The sequence below is a fragment of the Terriglobales bacterium genome (assembly GCA_035457425.1).
Classification (GTDB): Bacteria; Acidobacteriota; Terriglobia; order Terriglobales; family Acidobacteriaceae; genus JACPNR01.
Window position 1 is genome coordinate 1 of the sequence record DATIBR010000088.1, and the last position, 19,442, is coordinate 19,442.

The following is a 19,442-nucleotide window of genomic DNA, read 5'->3' on the forward strand; positions in this document are numbered from 1 at the left end:
CGGCTCACGCAGAATTGCGTGAAAGAGCGCCTCTGGACGGGCAACTGCAGAACAGCAAAGACTTTATGATACGGAACAGCCCGCGGACTGTCAACGCGGGGAGCCTCAAGTCCAACGCCGAGGCGCGGAGGGCGCCGAGGACAGGAAAGGACTAGAATCGCCGCCCATGTGGAGAATGAAACTCGCCTTTTTGCTGCTGATCTTGTGCGCCTTTCTTGCGGGAGCGCAGGATAACAGCAGCATGGCGACCCTACGGGAGCAGTATGTCAGCAAGATGGGCAAACTGCGAACCCCCGCTGTGGGGGAGCGGCTTGTTTTCTCTGCGGATGGCGCTCTGACGGCAGGAGAGCCAGGACCATGGAGCACCGCGGGTCACGTCACCATCCGGGCCCTCTCCGCCAACGAAAACACGGTCTTCATCGAGGGCGAGAGGGCGTTCCTGGTCTACGACACCAAAGAAAAACGCTATCGGGACTTCTTTGAGGTCGTTGGAAACGATGATGTCCGAGGACAGTGTGGGATCCATGGCATCGGCAAGAAGGACCGGGAATGGTTCGAGAAGCAGAAACCCGTCCGCATTGCCGTTTCCTTCGCTGGCGATCCGCGGGCTGTCTTGGAGAAGGTCCTCGAGCTGGACGAAGACCTCCACTGGCCGCCGCCCAAGGAAGCGCCTTCCGCGAACAAGGCCGCAGGTGTAGGCCGTGGAGTCTCTGCTCGGCGGGTCCTATGGTCCCCGAACCCGCGATACACCGATTTCGCGAAGCGAGCGCAACTCCAGGGAACAAGTATCCTCTGGGTCGTCATCGGCCCGGATGGTCTTGTGAAAGACATGAGGGTTCAACGTCCGCTCGGGCTGGCCTCGACGAGGAGGCCATGGAGGCAGTGCGGCAGTGGAAGTTCAAGCCCGCGGAGAAAGACGGCAAGCCCGTCGCGGTGCAAGTGAATGTGGAAGTGAACTTCCGCCTGTACTAGCTACTCGTACGCCAGCGCGTCGATGGGGTCTTTCTGCGCGGCCTTGAAGGCGGGGTAGAGCGCGCCCAGCAGCGCGCCCGAGAGCGCGATGAGCGTCGCCCACAGCAGCCACATCTTCTCGATCTTCACCTGCAGCGTCGGAACGTAGTGCACGATGGTCATGCTGGCGGCAAAGCTCACCAGGATCCCCACCACCACGCCCACCGCCGCCAGCAGGATGGTCTCCCGCAGGATCAACCGGATGATGTAGAGCTTCGACGCGCCCAGCGACTTCAAGATCCCGATCTCGCGCGTCCGCTCCATCACCGCCGTGTACATCGCCTGGAAGATGACGATGAACCCGATGACCACCGCCACGCCCACCACCACCGAGATGAACGCGGACAAGCCGGGCACGTGCTCCGGGGTCATCAGCGACATGAACTCCTGCATCGAGCGGACGACGTACTGCTCCATGCCGGGCAGCGCGTTGATCGAGCGGTGGACTTCGTCGGCGTACTTGGGGTCGTCGAGCTTCACGTAGAAGATGGAAGCCTTGCCCTGCGCGCCGATCAGGTCCTGCAACGTGGTCATGGGGATGAACTTGCGCGCGCCCTTGCCGTGCTCGACGATGCCGCAGATGTGGAAGTCCTGGTTCAGCACCTTCACCGTGTCGCCGACCTTCAGCCGCTTGCTGGAGGCGAAGATGTCGTCGACGATGATGTCGTTGGGCTTCTGGAAGGGCCCGCCGGAGAGAAAGTGGAACTGCCCACCGATGTTCTCGAAGGCGTCGGCCTTGTCGCCGAAGGGCGGCTGCGCCACGCCGTAGATGACTTCCAGGTTGCCGCTGGTGGTGACCTGGGTGATGACCGGCACGGCCGCGGTGATGTGCGGGACCTTCTCGCGCAGCACGTTCGCCACTTTTTGCGATACGGGCGCGCCGGAGAGCGCGGTGAAGTTGCTCGACCCCGGCGGCTGCACCATCAGGTCGGCCCCGATGCCTTTCTGGCGCTCGGCCGCGTCCTTCAACATGCCGAGCGCGAAGCTCACGATCACCAGGATGAGCGTGACTTCCACCGCCACCGCCACGATCGAGATGATCGAGCGCAGCGGACGATGCACCAGGTTCGCGACCACCATGCGGTTCATGGCCATATGCGCAAGGGAAGAGGATAACAGGTGACAGAGCAGCAATAAGCGATAAGCAATAAGCGATAAGCCAAGCCGGCCGCCAAAATCGCTTATTGCTTACCGCTTATTGCTTATTGCTTCCATTGGGTTGGTTCAGGGCCGTCGGCGTGGGCGGCTGCTGGTCCATGCGCACCAGCTGCGAGCCCGGGGGCTGCGGCAGCTCGAACTGGTCGTCGCGCAGCTTCTGGTTGAGCGTCAGCTTCACCAGCTTGAGGCGCACGGTGTACTCCTCCTGCGGCCGGAAGATGGTGATGACCGAGGGGAAGAGCAGGCTGTCGTAGATCTGGAAGTCGTCGTAGCGCGCGTCGGTGGCGACGTTGCCGTTCTTGTCGTAGACGATCTGGCGGTGCGGCTGCAGGTCGTCGCGCGTGAACACGATCTTGCGCGAGAGGTACCAATGGCCGTCCTCGGAGCGCCGCGTCACGATGATGGTGTAGCTCGGCATCTCGAGCGGCTTCTTCTTCTCGTCGAGCACGGTCTCGCTCGTGCTCTCCAGCACCGCGACCTCGTTCTTAGGGTCGATCTCGCGCAGCAGCAGCGCGTCGAAGATGTGCTGCGGCCGCAGGTTCTCCATCGGCTGCTTGGGATTGGCGCGGATCACGTCGTTGCGCCCCACGATGAACTTGTTCTTCGCCGGGATGGACATGCGGAAGCTCTCGCCGTCGGAGACCATGTCGAACATCCGGTTGCGGACGACCGGGAAGAGCCCGATCATGCGCAGCATCTGCGGCTTGCGCACCAGGACGTAGCCGCGGATCTCGGAGTAGTCGGTGACCTTGCCCTTCTTCTCGCCGCCGGCGGAGGCGCCGATGTCCACCGTCGCGTTCATCGACGAGACCTTCTCGGCCTCGGCGTTGATGCGCTCCACCAGCTGGTCGCGGGTGGCGTCTTTCAGGTTGCCGGCGACCGGGCGCGGCTTGACCTCGCGCGTGCGGAACAGACACCCGCCCAACGGCAGCAGCGCGAGCAGCGCCAGCAACGACCACAACGTTCGGGTGGGGAGATTCATTCTCTCAATGGTTGGATGACGGCGCCTGCGCGCCGGCTGTCGGCTCATTCCGGAAACGACAGTATAAACGGTCAGCGCCGCGTCGCGCGGCGATACGCGCCGACGTTGCGCGTGTGCTCGGCGGCCGTCACCGCGAAGTGGTGGTGCCCGGGGTTGGCGGGGTCGGCGACGAAATAGAAGAAGTCGGTCGGCGCGGGGTGGAGCGCGGCCGCCAGCGCCGTGCGCCCGGGGTTCGCGATGGGCCCGGGCGGCAGCCCGGCGTACTTGTACGTGTTGTAGGGCGAGTCGAGCGCGAGATCGGACTGGCGGATGACGCCGTCGTACTTGCCGACGAGCAGCGAGGCGTAGACGACGGTGGGGTCGGCGCCGAGCGCGGCGTTCTTCGCCAGCCGGTTGTGGTAGACGCCCGCGACCAGCGGCCGCTCCGCGTCGATCGCGGTCTCCTTCTCCACGATGGAGGCGAGGGTCACGACGCGGTGCACGTCCGCCGAAAGGCCCAGCTGCTGCGCGGTCTGGCGGAAGCGCCGCACCATCTGCTGGAGCATGTCGCGCGGCGACTGCGTGCGCGTGAACTCGTAGGTGTCGGGGAAGAGGTAGCCCTCGAGCGACGCCGCTTGCGGGTCGAGGTCGCCGATCACCGAAGCGACGAACGCCGGGTCGCGCGCCGGCGCGAGGAAGTCGGCGCGCGCGCCCAGCCCGGCCTGCTCCAGCAGCGCGGCGACGTCGAAGATGTTGTAGCCCTCGGGGATGGTGACGGTGTGCACGACGATGTCGCCGCGCGCGACGCGGTCGTACACCTCGAGCGCGTTCGCCCGATGGCTGAAGCGGTACTCGCCGGCCTTGAGCGACTTCGCCTTCCAGGCATGAACGGCGAGGAAGGCGTATTCACTGCGGATCAGCCCGTTGGCTTTCAGGTCGCGCGCGATCCGCCGCGCCGTCGAGCCCGGCTTGAGAAGAAGGAACTGCTCGCTCGTCGGTCCGGTGGGCACTAACAGCCCATACGCGACGAGCGCCGCAGCCACGATGAGCGCGAATAGGAGAAGCTTGGCGATGGTCCGCACGAACCTAGGGTAGCAAGACTTCAGACCTCAGACTTCAGACTTCAGCAAACCGGAGTGCAATATGAGCTATTCCTATCGCGACTTGAAGGCGTGGCAAAAGGCCATTGAACTTGTGGTGCACATTTACGAACTCACGGGACCCTTTCCGAAGCACGAGCTGTACGGGCTCACTTCGCAGATGCGGCGCGCTGCCGTCTCCATTGCGAGCAACGTTGCGGAAGGCAAAGGCCGGTCGTCAGACCGCGATTTTGTGCACTTCCTGACCCACTCCAGAGGCTCGGTATTGGAGTTGGAGACGCAGCTGATCATCTCTGCAAGATTGAATCTCATTTCACCAAAACAGCTGCAAGAGGCCGAGAAGAAGGCGCAAGAGGTCGGCCGCATCCTGAATGGACTGATCCAGTCACTGGAGACCGGCAAGGCAAAGGCGCTCGCAGCGAGAGGTTTTGTTGACGTCTGAAGTCTGAAGTCTGAAGACTGAAGTCTGTCTTACTCGCCCATCCACGCCCCGTAGGGCTGCAGCGCCTCGATGTGGTCGAAGACGATCTTCATGGCGGCGGTCAGCGGCACGGCGAGGATCAATCCCCAGGCGCCCCAGAGCCATCCCCACAGCAGCAGCGCGATGGTCACGGCGAGCGGGTTGAGCTGCAGCCGGCGGCCCAGCACCTTCGGGTACAGCACGTTGATGGCGAACAGGTGCAGCCCAAGGACGGTCAGGATGATGGCCAGGATCTCCGGCGTGGTCTCCTGGCCGAGCGCGGCGATGAGCGGCGGCACCATCGCCAGCACCACGCCCAGGTAGGGCACCAGGCTGAGGTAGCCGGAGAGCACGCCCAGCACGATGGCGTTCGGCAGGCCGATCACCACGAACACGATGATGCTCACCACCGACATGAACGCCCCGATGAACAAGTTCCCCAGCATGAACGACTTGATCATCTTCGAGATGCGGCCGAGCGTGACGTAAGCGGTGTTGCGGTTCTCCATCTTGAACAGCATCACGGTGGCCGCGCGCACGTGCTCCTGCCACGTCAGCATGAAGAACACGAGGAACGGGATGAAGGAGACCGTCAGCACGACCTCGGTGACGGTGCCGAGCGACTGCGTGACCTTGTCCGCCCAATTGGTCTGCTGCTCCACCTTGACGGTGCCTTTGTCGGGCTCGGGCGCGGGGGTCACCGTCTGCGTGGACTGCTCCAGCTTCTTGGCCTTGGCGCGGTACTCGTCGGCGATGCCCTTGACCTTGCGCGTGTAGACCGGCAGCTGGTCCACGAAGTCCATGGTCTTGGCGTAGATGTAGTAGCCGCCGAGGTAGAGCAGCGCGCCGAGGATGGCCATCACGATGCCGGTGGCCAGGGCGCGCGGCATGCGGAAGCGCTCGAAGAAGCCCACCGCCGGCTCCAGCATGAAGGCGAACATCACCGAGACGAGCAGGGTGATCAGCACCAGCTTGGCGAGGTAGCAGACCACGAAGACCGCCAGGGTGGCGATGATGATGTTGGCGCCCGCCTGCGTGCCGGTGTTGGCGGCGATGTGGCGGACGGCGCTCTGCGCCAGCGGGCGCAGCTCGCCGGTGCGCTCCGGCTCGGCGCCGAGCAGCTGCTGCACGTGCTCTTTGGCGTACTCGCGCTGGTCCAAGGCTCGCTCCCCGCGGCCATCTTAGCCGATTGCCCGCGCCCGGTGCCTATAATCGCCGGGTGGAGAACACGGCCAAGCACGGGCGCATCCTGGCGCTCGACGTCGGCACGCGGCGCATCGGCGTCGCCGTCTCGGACGCGCTCGGCATCACCGCGCAGGGCCTCGCGACCATCCAGCGCAAGAACAAGAAGACCGACCTGGCCGCGCTGCGCGCGGTCCTGGAGCACTACGAGGTCGCGGAGGTCGTGGTCGGCTTCCCGCTGCGCATGAGCGGCGAGGAGGGCGCGATGTCGGAGAAGATGACCGCGTTCGCCGAGCAGCTGCGCAAGCATTTCGGCCTGCCGGTGCACCTGTGGGACGAGCGTCTGACCTCGGCGGAGGCCAACCGCGTGCTGCGCTCCACCGACATGAGCATCGAGAAGCGCGCCGGCGCGGTGGACCGGATGGCCGCGGTCCTCATCCTGCAAAGCTTCCTCGCCGCGCGCGCGGCGACCTAGCGGCCCAGGTACCGGTAATGCCCGGTGACCGGCCAGTCGAACAGGACGTCGGCGATCTCCGGGCCGGCGCCGATGTTGTGCTCGACCATCCAGCGGCCGCTGGGGCCGCGCTGGTCCACCACCATGCCGATGTGCGGCAGCTCGCCGTCTTTCCCCAGCAGGTTCCACGTGACGATGTCGCCGGGCGCGTAGTCTTTCGCGTCCTGCGTGATGGCGAGCGACTCCCCGTGGCGGCGGAAGAAGACCTGGAGGTTCGGGACGCGGCGGTGATCGATGTTGCGGTCGGGGCGGCGCGCGCCCCACTTGCGCGGATAGTCCGCCCAGGCGCGCTTCATGTCCTCGTGCACCAGCTTCTGCAGGTCCACGCCGGCGGCACGGTAGACGCGCACGATCTCGTCGGCGCAGACCCCGGTGTCGGCCGGGACGTCGCCGCTGGGATACGGGATGGCGACGTACTTGGGCTCGTAGCGCGCGGGATGGTTGGGGCGGTCGTTGGCGGCGGCGACCAGCGCGGCGAGGAACTCTTCGCGCGCGGGCCGCGGAGCGTGCCGCGCCTGCTGCGCCGCCGCTGCCGAGAGCAGCAGCGCGAGCGCGGCCATCACAACGGATAGCCGCCGGCGAACCGCCGGCGCGACGTTCTCCATGTCCCTATTAGACACCGCATTCCAGACTTCAGTCTTCGGACATCGGGCGTCAGCCAAGGCTTTTCACACGAAGGCCTTCGCATGAACGATTCTCGGCTGGAGTCTGAAGTCTGAGGTCTGCAGTCCTACCGCAGCGGCGAGGTGCTCTTCTCGGCGCAGGGCTTCTGCTTCTCGTCGTCGAGCCAGTGGAGCAGCGCGGCGCGGTCGAGCGCGGTGAGGCGCTGGAAGGTCATGCCGACGCGGCCGCGGTCGTTGCTCCAGCGCACCTCGGCGGTCGCGTGGAACAGGCGGTTGGTGCCGGGCAGCCGGAAGCGCAGCCCGACGATGTCGCTCTTCTCCGGCGGGCGCTCCATGCGGAGCGCGACGCCGCCTTCGCTCAAGTCCACAAGATAGGCGCGGAACTCGGCCGCGCCGCACAGCACGGTCGCGGGACCGGCGCAGGCGATGCGCCGGTAGCGGCGGCGCTCCTGCACGATGAGCGAGTGCGCGGCGCGCAGCATGCGGCGCACGCGCGGCGCCGCCAGCGGCTTGCGCAGCACGAAGTGCGCCCCCAGCGCATACGCCAGGTCGGGATCCTCTTGGGCGCCGATGAGCGCGATGGTGACGGCGTTGCGGTTCAGGCCGGCCTCGCGCACCTCGCGCATGACCTCGGCCTCGTCGCCCTCGCCTTCGCAGTCCACGATGACGGCGTCGTAGCGGTAGCTCCACAGGCGGGTGAGCGCGGCCATCGCGTCGCGCTGGCGCTCCACGCGCGTGCCGAGCTTCTTCAGTTCCGGTTCGAGCGCGCGGACCGATTGCTCATGCGGGCTGACGAGAAGGGCTTCGGGCATCATGATGTCTCGACTGTAGGCCCGCCCGCGGGACGAGGAAAGATTACGAAGGTCACATCGAGGGACGACTTGCGATCTTCGCTCGACGACTTGGCTCAGCTCGTGACCGCAGAAGCCGTAGATCGCATATCGGGAACGGCGATGGCTCCGCCGGTGTCTCTTCTCGCAACTGGGTGAGACATCCGTGGCCCGGCAGCGTGCGCCCACCCAGCGCGCTCCGAGCCGCGGACGAGGATGGCACCCCATGTCCATGGCAACGGGGAAGGGCGGCCCCGAGATCAACGTCACTCCGCTCATCGACGTCTTGCTGGTGATGATCATCATCTTCCTCATCATCCAGACCTCCATGAAGTCCACCGGGGAAGACGCGCTGGTCCCGCAGCCGCCGGAGAACACCGCCGCGCCGCCCCCCGACGACGGCTCGCGGACCGTTGTCATCCGCCTGCTGCCGGCGGGCGAGGGCGAGCGGCCGGCGCTCATGATCAACGGGGACCCGGTCCCCTGGGCGGGGCTGCACGACCGCCTGCAGGAGATCTACGTGCGCCGCATGGAGAAGGTGGCCTTCGTGCAGGCCGAGCGCGACGTGGAGTTCGCCTACGTGGCGGAGGTCATCGCCACCGCCCACGCCGTCGAGATCGACAAGGTCGGGCTGCTGGGCCCGGAGGCGCGCCCGCAGCAGCTTGCCGGGCCGATGTAAAATACGCGGCCGGCGGCGGCTCCCCGGGCGCATATCCCCGGGGGAGCAGCCCGGCCGGGGGGCAGCGGCATCTCAGAACAGGCCGGCCCCAAGCCGGCGGGCCCCCAGCACGCTCCGTACCTGACATGTCCGACCAATCTTCGAGGAGCGAGGCACGGCCATCCGCATCCAGCGCGGGCGCGGACAAGCCGGCGCTTGCGGCTGCGAACGAACCCGGCGGCGACGCGCTGACGCGCCTGCAGCAGGCGCTGCGCGAAAGCGAGCAGCGCCATCGGCTGGTCACCGAGGCCATGCCCGTCATGATCTGGATGTCGGGCACGGACAAGCTCTGCTACTACTTCAACAAGAGCTGGCTGGATTTTGTCGGCCGCACGCTGGAGCAGGAGCAAGGCAACGGCTGGGCGGAGAACGTCCACCCCGACGACTTCGACCGCTGCCTGCAGACCTACGTGGCCGCCTTCGACGCGCGCCGCTCCTTCCAGATGGAGTACCGGCTGCGCCACCACTCCGGGGAGTACCGCTGGATCTACGACCACGGCGTGCCGCGCTACGCCGCCGACGGCACGTTCGAGGGCTACCTGGGCGGGTGTCTCGATATCCACGCGCAGAAGACGGCCGAGGAAGCGCTGCGCGCGAGCGAGAACCAGTATCGCGACTTCGCGGAGAGCGCCAGCATCGCCATGCACTGGGTCGGTCCCGACGGCGCCATCCTGTGGGCGAACCAGGCGGAACTGGACCTGCTGGGCTACACGCGCGAAGAGTACCTCGGGCGCAACATCGCCGAGTTCCACGTGGATGAGCCGGTGATCGGCGACATCCTGGACCGGCTGGGCCGGGGCGAGCGGTTGAAGAACTACGAGGCCCGCCTGCGCGCCAAGGACGGCTCGATCCGGCACGTCGCCATCGACAGCAGCGCGCTGTTCGAGGATGGGAAGTTCGTGCACACGCGCTGCTTCACGCGCGACATCACGGCGGCGCGAGAGCGTGACAAGGCCGGCGCGCGGCTGGCGGCGATCGTGAACTCCTCCGACGACGCCATCGTCAGCAAGGACCTGCGCGGCATCGTCACCAGCTGGAACCCGGCGGCGGAGCGGATGTTCGGCTACACCGCGGCGGAGATGATCGGCAGGCCCATCCTCACCCTCATCCCGCCCGAGCTGTACGGGGACGAGGACCGCATCCTGGCGACCATCGCGCGCGGCGAGCGCATCGAGCACTTCGAGACGGTCCGCCTGCGCAAGGATGGCCAGCGCATCGAGGTATCGTTGACCGTCTCGCCGGTGAAAGACGAGAGCGGGCGCATCGAGGGCGCGGCCAAGATCGCGCGCGACATCACCGAGCGCCGGCGCGCCGAGAAGGCGGTGCGGACGAGCGAGCGCCTGGCCTCGGTCGGCCGGCTCGCCGCCACCATCGCGCACGAGATCAACAACCCGCTCGAGGCCATCACCAACCTCATCTACCTGGCGAAGAACGCCGCCGTGCGCGACGACGTGCGCCAGTACCTCACCATCGCGGAGGAAGAGCTGGAGCGCGTGGCCCACATGACCAGGCAGACGCTCGGCTTCTACCGCGACACCCGCGGGCTCGGCCCGGTGCGCGTGGGCGCGGTGGTGCTCTCGCTGCTGCCGGTGTTCGCGTCGCGCCTGCGCAACAAGGGCATCGCACTGCACCCGGAGATCAGTGACGATGTGGAGATCGAGGCGGTCGCGGGCGAACTGCGGCAGCTGGTGGCGAACCTGCTCGGCAACAGCATCGACGCGGCCCGAGACCGGGGCCGGATCACCATCCGCGTCTCGGCCGCGCGCGAGTGGAGCGGCGCGCAGCGCACCGGCGTGCGTCTCACCGTCGCCGACAACGGCAGCGGCATCCCGCTCGCCGCGCGCGGGCGGCTGTTCGAGCCCTTCTTCACCACCAAGCAGGACGTGGGCACCGGCCTCGGCCTGTGGGTGTGCAAGGCCATCGTGGAGAAACACCGCGGCTCCATCCGCGTGCGCACGCGCACCGCGCCCGGCCGCAGCGGCACCGCCTTCTCCATCTTCCTCCCCACGCAAGCCCAGCCCGCCGTCAGGGAAGAGCTCCTCCAGGAAGCCGTCTAGCGCCGCCGTTGGGCGACGCTATTTCTTCGGCCGGATGCGGCTGCCGTCGTCGGAGCGGCCGTACGGATTGGTGTACTCCTGCTCGCTGACGGGAGCGTTCCTGTCGTCGCCCGGCTCGCGCACCGCCGGCAGGATGTTGCGCGGGACGATCTCGCGGAGCCTTCCCGTCGTCCGGCTGGCGTAGTTCGCGCCGTAGATGGCGACCACCAGGCCGAGCTCCGGGACGCCGACGATGTTGTTGCCCCCGTTGCCGAGCGCCAGGAACGCGCGCACCTTGCGGCCCTGGTACGGCATGTCCTCGGTCCACCACAGGTATCCGTAGCCGATGCGGCGCAGGTTGTACTGCGGCGTGATGGAAGCGCGCGCGAACTGGCGGCTGAGGATCTGCCGGCCGTTCCACGCGCCGTCGTTCAGCATCAACTGGCCGAACTTCAGGAAGTCGCGCGGCGCGAGGCCCAGCCCGCCGCCGCCGTATGGGTTTCCGGCGGCGTCCAGCGCCCACGCGTAGTTGCCGATGCGCATCGGCTTCGCCACCAGGCGGTCGAAGGAGTTCAGCGGGAACTCCCCGGTCGCGTGCTGCACCATGCCCAGGGCCAGGTTGGGCTGCATGCTGCAGTACACCGATTTCTCGCCCGGCGGCGTGGCCAGCGGAAGCTCGAGGGTGAACTTCCAGAAGTCAGGATCCTTGTCGGCGTTGTCCCAGACCTTGTCTTCCTGGCCGGGCGCGGCGTCGTTGCTGTCGTCGCAGAAGTGACCTGACGACATCGTGAGCAGGTGCTCGAGCGTCATCGTGCGCTTCTGCGGGTCGAGGTTCGGCGGGAATGCGCCGCCATTCATCACCTGGTAGACGGGCGAGTCGAGCCGCAAGGGCGCGCCGTTCTGCATCACCGCGCCCACCAGCACGCTGACGACGCTCTTGCCGGCCGAGCGGATGTTGTGCAGCCGGTCGCGGTGCGCGCCGTGGAAGTATTCTTCGAACACCAGCTTGCCGTGGCGCGCGATGAGCAGCGCCTCGTATTGCGGCGCGTCGAGCGAGTCCATCGGCATCTCCACCAGCTTCTGCATCAGGCGCTCCAGCGCCGGCTGGTCGATGTTCTCGGAGGCCAGCGTGGCGACCGGCCAGCCGTCCGCGAGCGCCGGCGGCGCGTGGTACTCGTAGCGCGCCGGGCTCTTGCCGCGCGGGTAGAACTCGCTGCTGTCGCCTTCGCGGCTGAAGTCGAAGCTGCCCCGGTCGAAGACCAGCGTCACCTGCTCGCGCTCCGCATCGTAGGCGCCCTTCGCCGTCACCACCTCTTTCCCGCGATCTTTCCCCATCAATCTCAGTTCGGAACCTTCGCGCACCAGCCTGGTCACGCCCCACAGCGAGCCCATGTCGCGCTCGGGATTCCGCAGGACCGCGACCCACGAGTTCGCGCCCTCCGGCTTCAGCAGCAGGAACAAGGTGAATTCGTCCGGTGAGGTGGTGACCGTGCCGCTCCAGCGGCCGACACGGTCGGAGGCGAGCGTGACCGGGAAGGCGGCGTTCCCGCGCGACCAGTGCCCGAGGATGCTGCCGTCCTTCTCCAACCGGCCGCGGAATCCCTGGCCATTGGGGAGCGCGAACCTCAGCTCGCCGTTCTCCGCGCGGACGGCGAGGTCGTAGCCGAGCATGTCGGCGCGATAGCTCGCGCCCGTGCGCGTGATGAGCAGACGGGCGTGCGTGACGTCGGTGATGCGCTTGGCCTTCCACAGCCCGCCGAGCTCGGCGTGGGCGGCGGTCGGCGCGGCTTGCGCCGCGGCAGTCATGGTGAGCAGGAACAAGGAGCCGAGCACGCGCAGCATCTTCATGGCAGGCATTTTCCTCCGGACCGAGGATGCCGGTTCGCCGGCCCGGCTTTCTTGTAAGGACTTTGCAGGAGACTAGATCATCCCCGAGAGAAGGAAGGCCACGTGGGTCAACGCGTGCGCCACGATGGCCGCTTCCAGCCCCTTTTTCCAATAGAGAAAGCCGCCGACGACGCCGAAGATCGCGTTGGCGAAGATCACATAAGTGACGAGAGGCACACTGGCAACGCCGCTCAGTGCGATGGCGATAGGAAGGTGACCGGCGCCGAAGACCAAGGCGGAAAGAGCGATGGCGAGCCACACCAGAGCCGGACGCGGCGCCCCCTTTCCCTTCTGCAGGACCTTCCACGGCGCCCACACCAGGAACGTCATGAAGCCCCAGCGCAAGAGCAATTCCTCGGTGACTCCTCCGTAGAGCAGGCGTGTCACCGGCGGCAGCAAGGCACTGAATCCGGTCGCCTTCTGCACGAAGGCAGGAGTCAGCAACGGCTTCCACAGCAGCCAGCAGGCGATGATCGCCGGGGCTGCGATGGCCGCGCCCAGGACGCCAGGCAGGAGTTGAGGCCGGAGCGCGGGCAGCGCCGGGCGCCTCTCGGCGAGCGCCTGCGCGGCCGGCGCCGATAGCCCTACCTTGGGAGCCAGCGCCGCGCCGACCAGGACCGCAACTGCGACCAGTACCCCACCTTGCAGGACACTGAGGAGACGCACGACGGCCATGGGAAAGGGCAGGGGCTGGTCTTGCGCACCCGGGATGTTCGCGATCAGCGCGGTAAGGTCCACGAGCTGGAACGACAGAACGCCGGCAAAGCCTGCAAGCCACAGGATCAAGAACAAGCGGGTCGGAGAGCTCACCTGTGCTCCTTCCGGGGTCGTGGCTTAATACGGCGGCGGACCGGGAAAGTTGCAAAACTCGCGGAGATCCCAGTCCGATCCAGGCGAGGTGCGGCCGGAGCGGTGCGCGCTGCGGAATGCCGCCGGCGGAAGGCCCTGGTAACGGCGGAAGAGATTGGTGAAGTGGCTCTGGTCGGCGAAGCCGCAGGCGAGGGCGATCTCGGCGAGCGGCGCGGCGGTCTCGCGCAGCAGCGCGGCGGCGCGCGCGACCCGCGAGCGGCGCAGGTGCTCGCCCGGGCTGCGGCGGAAGAAGCGCGAGAAATTGCGCGCCAGGTGTGCGGGGTGCACCCCGACCGCGCCCGCCACCGCCGTGATGGTCAGGGGCTCGGTGCATCGCTCGGTCAGGAGCTCCTGCGCTTGCGTGAGCCAGCGCGGCACCGCCCCGCCGCGCGAGGCGGCGCGCTCCGGCGCCGCCGTCACCGCCAGCAATTCCAGGCACAAGGATTCCGCCAGCGCGGGCGACGTGCTGTCCCACGACACGCATTCCCGCGTCACCGCGCGCACCAGGCCGCGCGCCTCGTGGCTCTCCAGCCGGACCGGGAACTCCGGAAGCGCCACCGACTCGGTCAGCGCCGCCGGCACCGAGATGGAAAGGCAGCTGCCGTCTTCGATCCGCTGGAAGCGGTCGCGGTGCGTCGTGCCGGGCGGGTTCCAGATCAGGCTGCCTTGTTCCGCCAGCCCGGGTACGTTGCGCGCGCTGCAGATCTGGACCCCGGAAAGAATGAAGGTGAAGGATCCCTCGGGGTGCGTGTGGAGCGGGATCGCCTCGGGCGGGCCGACCGGCCGCATCGCGCTGATCACGAACCCGGCGGTCTCATGCCGCGCGCGCACGGCCCCGTAGATCTGCCCGAAAGAAAGCGTCGGCGCGGATGCCCGCTGCATGGGGCTTAGACGGGTCAGGGTGCGGTTCGGTAGTCGTGACCTCGGGATCGGAGTCAAAGGCCGCGACCGAGGGCGGCCGCGGCACCCAGAGATCGTCGAGCGCGCGTGGGCGAGCGCGCTGCCACTCCGTTGGGGGATCCGCTAGCGGCGCTTCTTCTTGCCGCCCTGGGCGGCGGCTTCCTGGGCGCGCTGCTCGAGCGCGGTCAGCACGACGTGCTGCATCTCGGCGACCGGGGCGGGCTTGCCGGTCCAGATCTCGAACTGGCGCGCGCCCTGGTGCACGAACATCTCGATCCCCGGGATGACCTGGCAGCCGCGCTTGCGCGCCAGCTGCGTGAAGCGCGTCTCGGCCGGGTTGTAGACCATCTCGAACACGTACTTGCTGTTGATCTCTTTTTCCGCCAGCGGCGAGGCCTTCGAGCCGCCCATCCCCACCGGCGTCGCGTTGATGATGCAGTCGAAGTGCAGCTTGAGCAGGTCGCGCTTGCCGAGGTACTTCGCGCGCGCCTGCTTGGCCAGCTTCTTTCCCGCCGACGCGGTGCGGTTGATGAGGTAGACCTCGCTGCCGCGTTCCTTCAGTCCCCAGACCGCGGCGCGCGCGGCGCCCCCGGCGCCCACCACCAGCACCTTGGATCCCTGGAGGTGGAAGCGCTGCTCCAGCGGCCGGACCACTCCGGCGATGTCGGTATTGAAGCCGTAGAGCTTGCCCTCCTGCGAGCGCACGACGGTGTTGCAGGCCCCGATCTTGGCGGTCAGCGGGTCGCTGTTGTCGAGGTGCTTCATGATCTCTTCCTTGTACGGCATGGTGACGGAGAGACCGCTGAGGGGGATGTCGCGCACGCACGCCAGCAGGTCCTTCAACGTCTTGGCGTGCAGCGCGAGGTAGACGCCGTTGACGTTCTCGCGGCGGAAGGCGACGTTCATCATCGCGGGCGAGAGCGAGTGCGCGACCGGGTCGCCCGCCACGCCGTAGACCTTGGTCGCCTGGTCCACCTGCTCCAGCCGATAGGTCTCGCGCAGGGTGCGGTGCGCGATCTGGCCGGGGGCGGTCTCCTCGCCCGCCGAGGCGGCGCCGAAGGTGAACACGCTGCCGGCGCGCACGCCCAGCACCCGGCTGATGATGCCCTGCTCCCCCATGCAGACCCCGACCATGGAGTAGCGCTCGCTCTGGCTTTGCAGGAACTTCATCATGGTCACGTTGTCGGAGAGCGACTTGGCCGTGGCGACGACCTTGTAGAACTCGGCCGGATGCCGCCGCATCTTCTCGAACGTCTTGTCGAGGTCGCGCGTGCCGCGGAAGTCGTGGAAGCTCAGGATGAGCGCGGCCGAGTTGCGGACGCGCGTGAAGTCCTGCGGCTTCATCTGGTTGGCCGTCTGCAGCTCGAGGTCGACCAGCTGGCAGCCGTTGTTGGCGGCCTTGATGAGGAGGTCGAGCTGCGCCGCGACGGTGCCGCGGAACTTGCCGCCGTTGGCCGCGCGCCGGCAGGTGGCCACCACCAGCGCGTGCGGGTAGTAGTCGGTGAAACGCTTGATCCGGGCCAGCGCCAGGGCGGGCTTGCGCAGGTAGTCGAGCCGCAGTTCGAGGAAGGGGTTCTCGCGCACCACCGCTTCGGCGCGATCCATCAGCTCGGCGGCGTCGGCCCCGGTGATGGCCACGCAGATGCGCGGCAGGCGCGCGGGCAGCAGCCGCGGGGTGTATGTGGGAGTGACCATGGTTGTTGGCGAAGAAGGAAACGGCGGTGAATACTACACACCGCCGAGACTACGATACAACAGGGTGTCCATTTGGCCCGGAAAGCATTGAACTGACGTACCTTAGCGGTAAACATGCGGCTATTGACCCCTTAATACCCCTTTGCTACGGTTCGTCCACTGGGTTTCGTGTGGCCTGGTGTGGAGACGCCTTGGCAGGCGCGCCCGAGCGCCGTCCAGTCGGAGTCTTGGAGGATTCAATGGCGAAGAAGATGGTGGTCCTGGCGCTCATCCTGCTGCTCGCGGGCGTTGCCGCGGCGCAGCGTAGCGCTACCCCGGCGGGCGGGCTGCAGCAGCACGCCGCGACCGAGATCATCGGCGCGAAGAAGGTCGTGCAGGGGCCGACCTACGCCGACGTCTATTGCGCAGGCTACCTCGCCTCGCCCGTGCCCACGGTGCTGGGCTACATTGCCGGCGGTTGGGATACCCCCAACCAGATGCAGTTCGGCACCAACGAGTACGTCTACTTCAAGGGCAGCGGCTTCGAAGCCGGGAAGGAATACCAGGTCATCCGCCCCAGCCGCGACCGCAACCGGGTGAGCCAGTTCCGCGGCCAGCACGGCATGGTGCGTTCCGCCGGCCGGCACGTGGCCGAGATCGCCCGCGTCAAAGTGACCGACGTGCGCGGCGACGTCACCATCGCGCGCGTGGAATTCTCCTGCGACGGCGTGATGGCCGGCGATTCCGTCGTGCCCATGCCCGACCGCCCGATGCCGCTCTATCACGGGCCCATGCCCTTCGACCAGTTCGCCCCCCAGAACGGCAAGACCACCGGCCGCATCATCCTCACCCGCGACTACGCGAGCTCCATCGGAGCACGCTCGCAGGTCTACCTCAACATCGGCGCCGACAAGGGACTGAAGGCCGGCGACTGGTTCCGCGTCACCCGCGACTACGCCTATCCGCGCAACGAACAGCCGAACGACGCCGCCGCGTGGGGCGCGCGCGACATGGTCGACGACTCGCAGGTCGACCCCAAGCGCATCTCGTCCGGCGAGCTGCACACCTTGCCGCGCCGCAGCCTGGGCGAGCTCGTCATCACCCAGGTGGAGGCCAAGTCCGCCACCGGCATCGTCACGTTCGCGCTGCAGGAGATGTTCGTGGGCGACAGCGTCGAGATGATCGACGTCCCGCCGCCGGCCGAAGAGGCGGCCGCCACGATGAATCCTCCCGCCATCAACTGCGCGGCCTCGCCCGCCAGCGTGCGCGTGGGCGACAACTCCACCATCACCTGCGACGCGTCCAGCCCGGATAACCGGCCGCTGACCATCGCGTTCGCGAGCGACCGCGGCTCGCTGGCGCCGCGCGACAACGTCGCCACGCTCAGCACCGCCAACGCCGGCGCCGGTCCCATCACCGTCAACGCGACCGCGACCGACGACCGCAACCTCTCGGCTTCGACCGCGGTCACGGTGAACGTGGAAGCCGCGCCCGCGGCCCCGCAAGCCAGCCTCGCGGGCGAGGCGATGTTCAAGAAGAACAGCGCCTACGTCGACAACCGCGCCAAGGCGATGCTCGACGGCATCGCGCTCCGCCTGAACCAGGAGCGCGACGCCAAGGCCGTGATCGTCGGCTTCGCCGACGCGGGCGAGTCCAACACCCTCGCCCTGCGCCGCGCCAACAACGTGAAGACGTACCTCACCCGCACCAAGGGCATCGACGCCGCGCGCATCGAGACGCGCGCCGGCGCCGGCGCGGGCAAGAAAGCGGAAGTCTGGATCGTGCCTGCGGGCGCGACCATGCCGTAAACCAAGACGTTCGGTAGGGAGAGAGCGGGCGTCCGCCACGGCGGGCGCCCGATTTTTTTGCGTGCGGAGCGCCGGCTTCAGCCGGCAGGAGCGCTGGCCTGGAGGCCGGCGCTCCTGACCTTGTCACTCCCCGAACACTTCGGCGGTGAAGCCCTCGAGCGTCGCGCCTTTCTGCCAGGCGTCGGGCGGCAGGCCGGCCTTCACGCAGGTCTGCGCGAGAAAGGTCTCGGCGTCCCAGCCGTGCTCGCTGGCGACCTGCGGCAGCAGCAGGCCGCGGCGCGGTCCGAGCGCGACGATCAGCCCATGCTTGCCCGGCACGATCTCGCCCGGACGGATAGGCTCCGGCAGCGCCAGCACGCTGATCTCGATCTGCAAGTGCGGCGCCTCGTTGGGCGTGACCGGCGGGAAGCGCGGGTCGTAGAAGGCGGCCGAGACGGCGGTCTCGGCCACCGTCTGGATGAGCGGCTTCAGCGCCGCGATGTACCCGACGCACCCCCGCAGCCGTCCTTCCAGGTGCAGCGTGGTGAACGCGCCGCGCGGCTCGTTGAGCGCGGGCGGGAGCGCCTTGGCTTCGGGCAGCGCCAGGAACTGCTGCTCGGTGAAGGCGGCGGCGATGGCCTGGTGCGCGGTGCGCAGCAGGATGGCGCGTTCGTTGGGCGAGTAGACGCCGGCTTCGGGCGGTTCCGGCCTAGCTGGCAGGGACATCGGACGATTTCCTGCGGCGGCTCAGGATGAAGGCGCGCCGGCGCTGGCGCTTCTCCACCGAGCCCGCGATCTTCGACCAGAAGGCCGCGAAGTAATCGATGGCCGAGTACAGCGACAGGAACACCATCATCCAGATGGTGACCTTCGCGATCCAGTGGACGGGGAAGAGCAATCCGAAGGGCAGGGGCCACGCGTACCACGCGCGGTCGAGGATGGCCGCGCAGATGGTGATGATCTGCACCACCATCTTGAACTTGCCGAGGTTGCTGGCCTCGATGGTGAAGCCCTGCGTCGCCGCGATGGAGCGCAGCCCCGAGACCAGGAACTCCCGCCCGATCACGACCACCGCGATCCAGGCGGGGACCATCGTCGGGTTGAACTGCACGAGCGACACGAAGGCGGCGGTGATCCACAGCTTGTCGGCCAGCGGGTCGAGCAGCATGCCGAGCGTGGTGACCTGGTTGCGCTTGCGCGCCAGGTAGCCGTCCACCCCGTCGGTGATGGAGGCGAGCACGAAGATGCCGACCGCGACCAGCTCGCGCTGGCCGTTGGTGTCGCTCAGCAGGCTGGTGCGCAGCACCCACAGCAGCAGCGGGATGGCTGCGATGCGCGTGAGCGTGATGTTGTTGGGCAGATTCACGAAAAGCCGTCGCCAGTGGTCAGTGGCCAGTGGTCAGTGGCCGGAGTAGCCGGTGAATGCAGCGATTATCTACCTCTGCGATGGGCGCGCGCAATGCGGGGTGACACGGCCAGCGCGACTTCCCGCGCTGCGAATGGTTACCTTCGTAAGTTACTGAGGTTATTTGACGGTTCTCCCGCGCGGGCGCACTATCCGCTCAGCGATGCAGAGGTGAGGGCCGAGCGGCGAAGCCGCGGAGCCCTCGAAGCAAAGAAAGGCAGGCAGAAGTCATGGCTGCCCAGGCAGTGGCAGAGGAGAGCGACATGGTAGGGAACATCACGGCCAAGATCCAGGCGATGAACTGCGAGGTCGAACGACTGGAGAACGTGGTGCGCATGGGCTCGGTG

Annotated in this window: 18 protein-coding genes; 6 read left to right on the forward strand and 12 right to left on the reverse strand. The window is 67.4% G+C overall.

Translation table 11 applies throughout. The features are described 5' to 3' along the window. Positions 1-241 precede the first annotated feature (241 nt). On the forward strand, positions 242-943 hold the full coding sequence (locus tag VLA96_06465) for an energy transducer TonB (protein ID HSE48835.1): 702 nt from the start codon (positions 242-244) through the stop codon (positions 941-943). 29 nt (positions 944-972) lie between these two features. Here the strand turns inward: VLA96_06465 and VLA96_06470 are convergent, their stop codons facing one another. The 3 genes from VLA96_06470 to mltG all read right to left on the reverse strand — a co-directional run bounded on the left by VLA96_06470 (position 973) and on the right by mltG (position 4,212). Then, positions 973-2,106 carry an FtsX-like permease family protein gene (locus VLA96_06470; protein ID HSE48836.1) on the reverse strand — a complete coding sequence of 378 codons (1,134 nt, stop codon included), beginning with the start codon at positions 2,104-2,106 and terminating at the stop codon, positions 973-975. A 100-nt stretch (positions 2,107-2,206) separates the two neighbouring features. Further along, entirely contained in the window at positions 2,207-3,151 is a 945-nt protein-coding gene (locus VLA96_06475; GenBank protein ID HSE48837.1) for a DUF4292 domain-containing protein, read from the reverse strand. A gap of 71 nt (positions 3,152-3,222) precedes the next feature. Beyond that, positions 3,223-4,212: an endolytic transglycosylase MltG gene (gene mltG / locus VLA96_06480; protein HSE48838.1), complete on the reverse strand. Its 990-nt coding sequence runs from the start codon at positions 4,210-4,212 to the stop codon at positions 3,223-3,225. 61 nt (positions 4,213-4,273) lie between these two features. On the opposite strand from mltG, the gene VLA96_06485 reads away from it, so the two are divergent. Continuing rightward, the gene (locus VLA96_06485; GenBank protein HSE48839.1) at positions 4,274-4,672 is read left to right on the forward strand and encodes a four helix bundle protein; all 399 of its coding nucleotides are present in this window, start codon (positions 4,274-4,276) and stop codon (positions 4,670-4,672) included. A gap of 29 nt (positions 4,673-4,701) precedes the next feature. Here the strand turns inward: VLA96_06485 and VLA96_06490 are convergent, their stop codons facing one another. Beyond that, positions 4,702-5,850 (reverse strand): AI-2E family transporter, encoded by a 1,149-nt coding sequence (locus tag VLA96_06490; protein ID HSE48840.1) that lies wholly within the window; start codon positions 5,848-5,850, stop codon positions 4,702-4,704. A gap of 59 nt (positions 5,851-5,909) precedes the next feature. Here VLA96_06490 and ruvX point away from each other — a divergent pair, with 59 nt between their 5' ends. Next, positions 5,910-6,347, forward strand: coding sequence for a Holliday junction resolvase RuvX (gene ruvX, locus VLA96_06495; GenBank protein ID HSE48841.1), 438 nt, complete (start codon positions 5,910-5,912; stop codon positions 6,345-6,347). Here the strand turns inward: ruvX and VLA96_06500 are convergent. Next, positions 6,344-6,991, reverse strand: a complete 648-nt coding sequence (locus VLA96_06500) for a DUF1287 domain-containing protein (GenBank protein HSE48842.1) — start codon at positions 6,989-6,991, stop codon at positions 6,344-6,346. The two genes, ruvX and VLA96_06500, sit on opposite strands and share 4 nt — an antisense overlap. Positions 6,992-7,116: 125 nt before the next feature. Then, positions 7,117-7,821 (reverse strand): response regulator, encoded by a 705-nt coding sequence (locus VLA96_06505; GenBank protein ID HSE48843.1) that lies wholly within the window; start codon positions 7,819-7,821, stop codon positions 7,117-7,119. Positions 7,822-8,065: 244 nt separating this feature from the next. Between VLA96_06505 and VLA96_06510 the strand changes: the two genes are divergently transcribed. Together VLA96_06510 and VLA96_06515 are read left to right on the forward strand one after the other, a co-directional pair. Further along, positions 8,066-8,518: a biopolymer transporter ExbD gene (locus VLA96_06510; GenBank protein ID HSE48844.1), complete on the forward strand. Its 453-nt coding sequence runs from the start codon at positions 8,066-8,068 to the stop codon at positions 8,516-8,518. 125 nt (positions 8,519-8,643) lie between these two features. Next, entirely contained in the window at positions 8,644-10,614 is a 1,971-nt protein-coding gene (locus VLA96_06515; protein HSE48845.1) for a PAS domain S-box protein, read from the forward strand. Positions 10,615-10,632: 18 nt separating this feature from the next. On the opposite strand, the gene VLA96_06520 is transcribed toward VLA96_06515, so the two are convergent. From VLA96_06520 to aroE, 4 genes are all read right to left on the reverse strand, one after another. After that, positions 10,633-12,450, reverse strand: coding sequence for a serine hydrolase (locus VLA96_06520; protein ID HSE48846.1), 1,818 nt, complete (start codon positions 12,448-12,450; stop codon positions 10,633-10,635). Positions 12,451-12,513: 63 nt separating this feature from the next. Next, entirely contained in the window at positions 12,514-13,272 is a 759-nt protein-coding gene (locus tag VLA96_06525) for a CPBP family intramembrane glutamic endopeptidase (GenBank protein HSE48847.1), read from the reverse strand. A gap of 42 nt (positions 13,273-13,314) precedes the next feature. Next, on the reverse strand, positions 13,315-14,211 hold the full coding sequence (locus VLA96_06530; GenBank protein HSE48848.1) for a helix-turn-helix domain-containing protein: 897 nt from the start codon (positions 14,209-14,211) through the stop codon (positions 13,315-13,317). Positions 14,212-14,352: 141 nt separating this feature from the next. Continuing rightward, positions 14,353-15,924 carry a shikimate dehydrogenase gene (aroE, locus tag VLA96_06535; protein ID HSE48849.1) on the reverse strand — a complete coding sequence of 524 codons (1,572 nt, stop codon included), beginning with the start codon at positions 15,922-15,924 and terminating at the stop codon, positions 14,353-14,355. A 239-nt stretch (positions 15,925-16,163) separates the two neighbouring features. Here aroE and VLA96_06540 point away from each other — a divergent pair, with 239 nt between their 5' ends. Further along, complete coding sequence (locus VLA96_06540; protein HSE48850.1) at positions 16,164-17,711, forward strand: OmpA family protein; 1,548 nt, start codon at positions 16,164-16,166, stop codon at positions 17,709-17,711. A gap of 123 nt (positions 17,712-17,834) precedes the next feature. Here VLA96_06540 and amrA read toward each other — a convergent pair whose 3' ends face one another. Further along, positions 17,835-18,416, reverse strand: a complete 582-nt coding sequence (gene amrA, locus VLA96_06545) for an AmmeMemoRadiSam system protein A (protein ID HSE48851.1) — start codon at positions 18,414-18,416, stop codon at positions 17,835-17,837. Continuing rightward, complete coding sequence (gene pgsA / locus VLA96_06550; protein HSE48852.1) at positions 18,400-19,056, reverse strand: CDP-diacylglycerol--glycerol-3-phosphate 3-phosphatidyltransferase; 657 nt, start codon at positions 19,054-19,056, stop codon at positions 18,400-18,402. Before pgsA ends, amrA begins: the two co-directional genes overlap by 17 nt. Positions 19,057-19,442 lie beyond the last annotated feature (386 nt).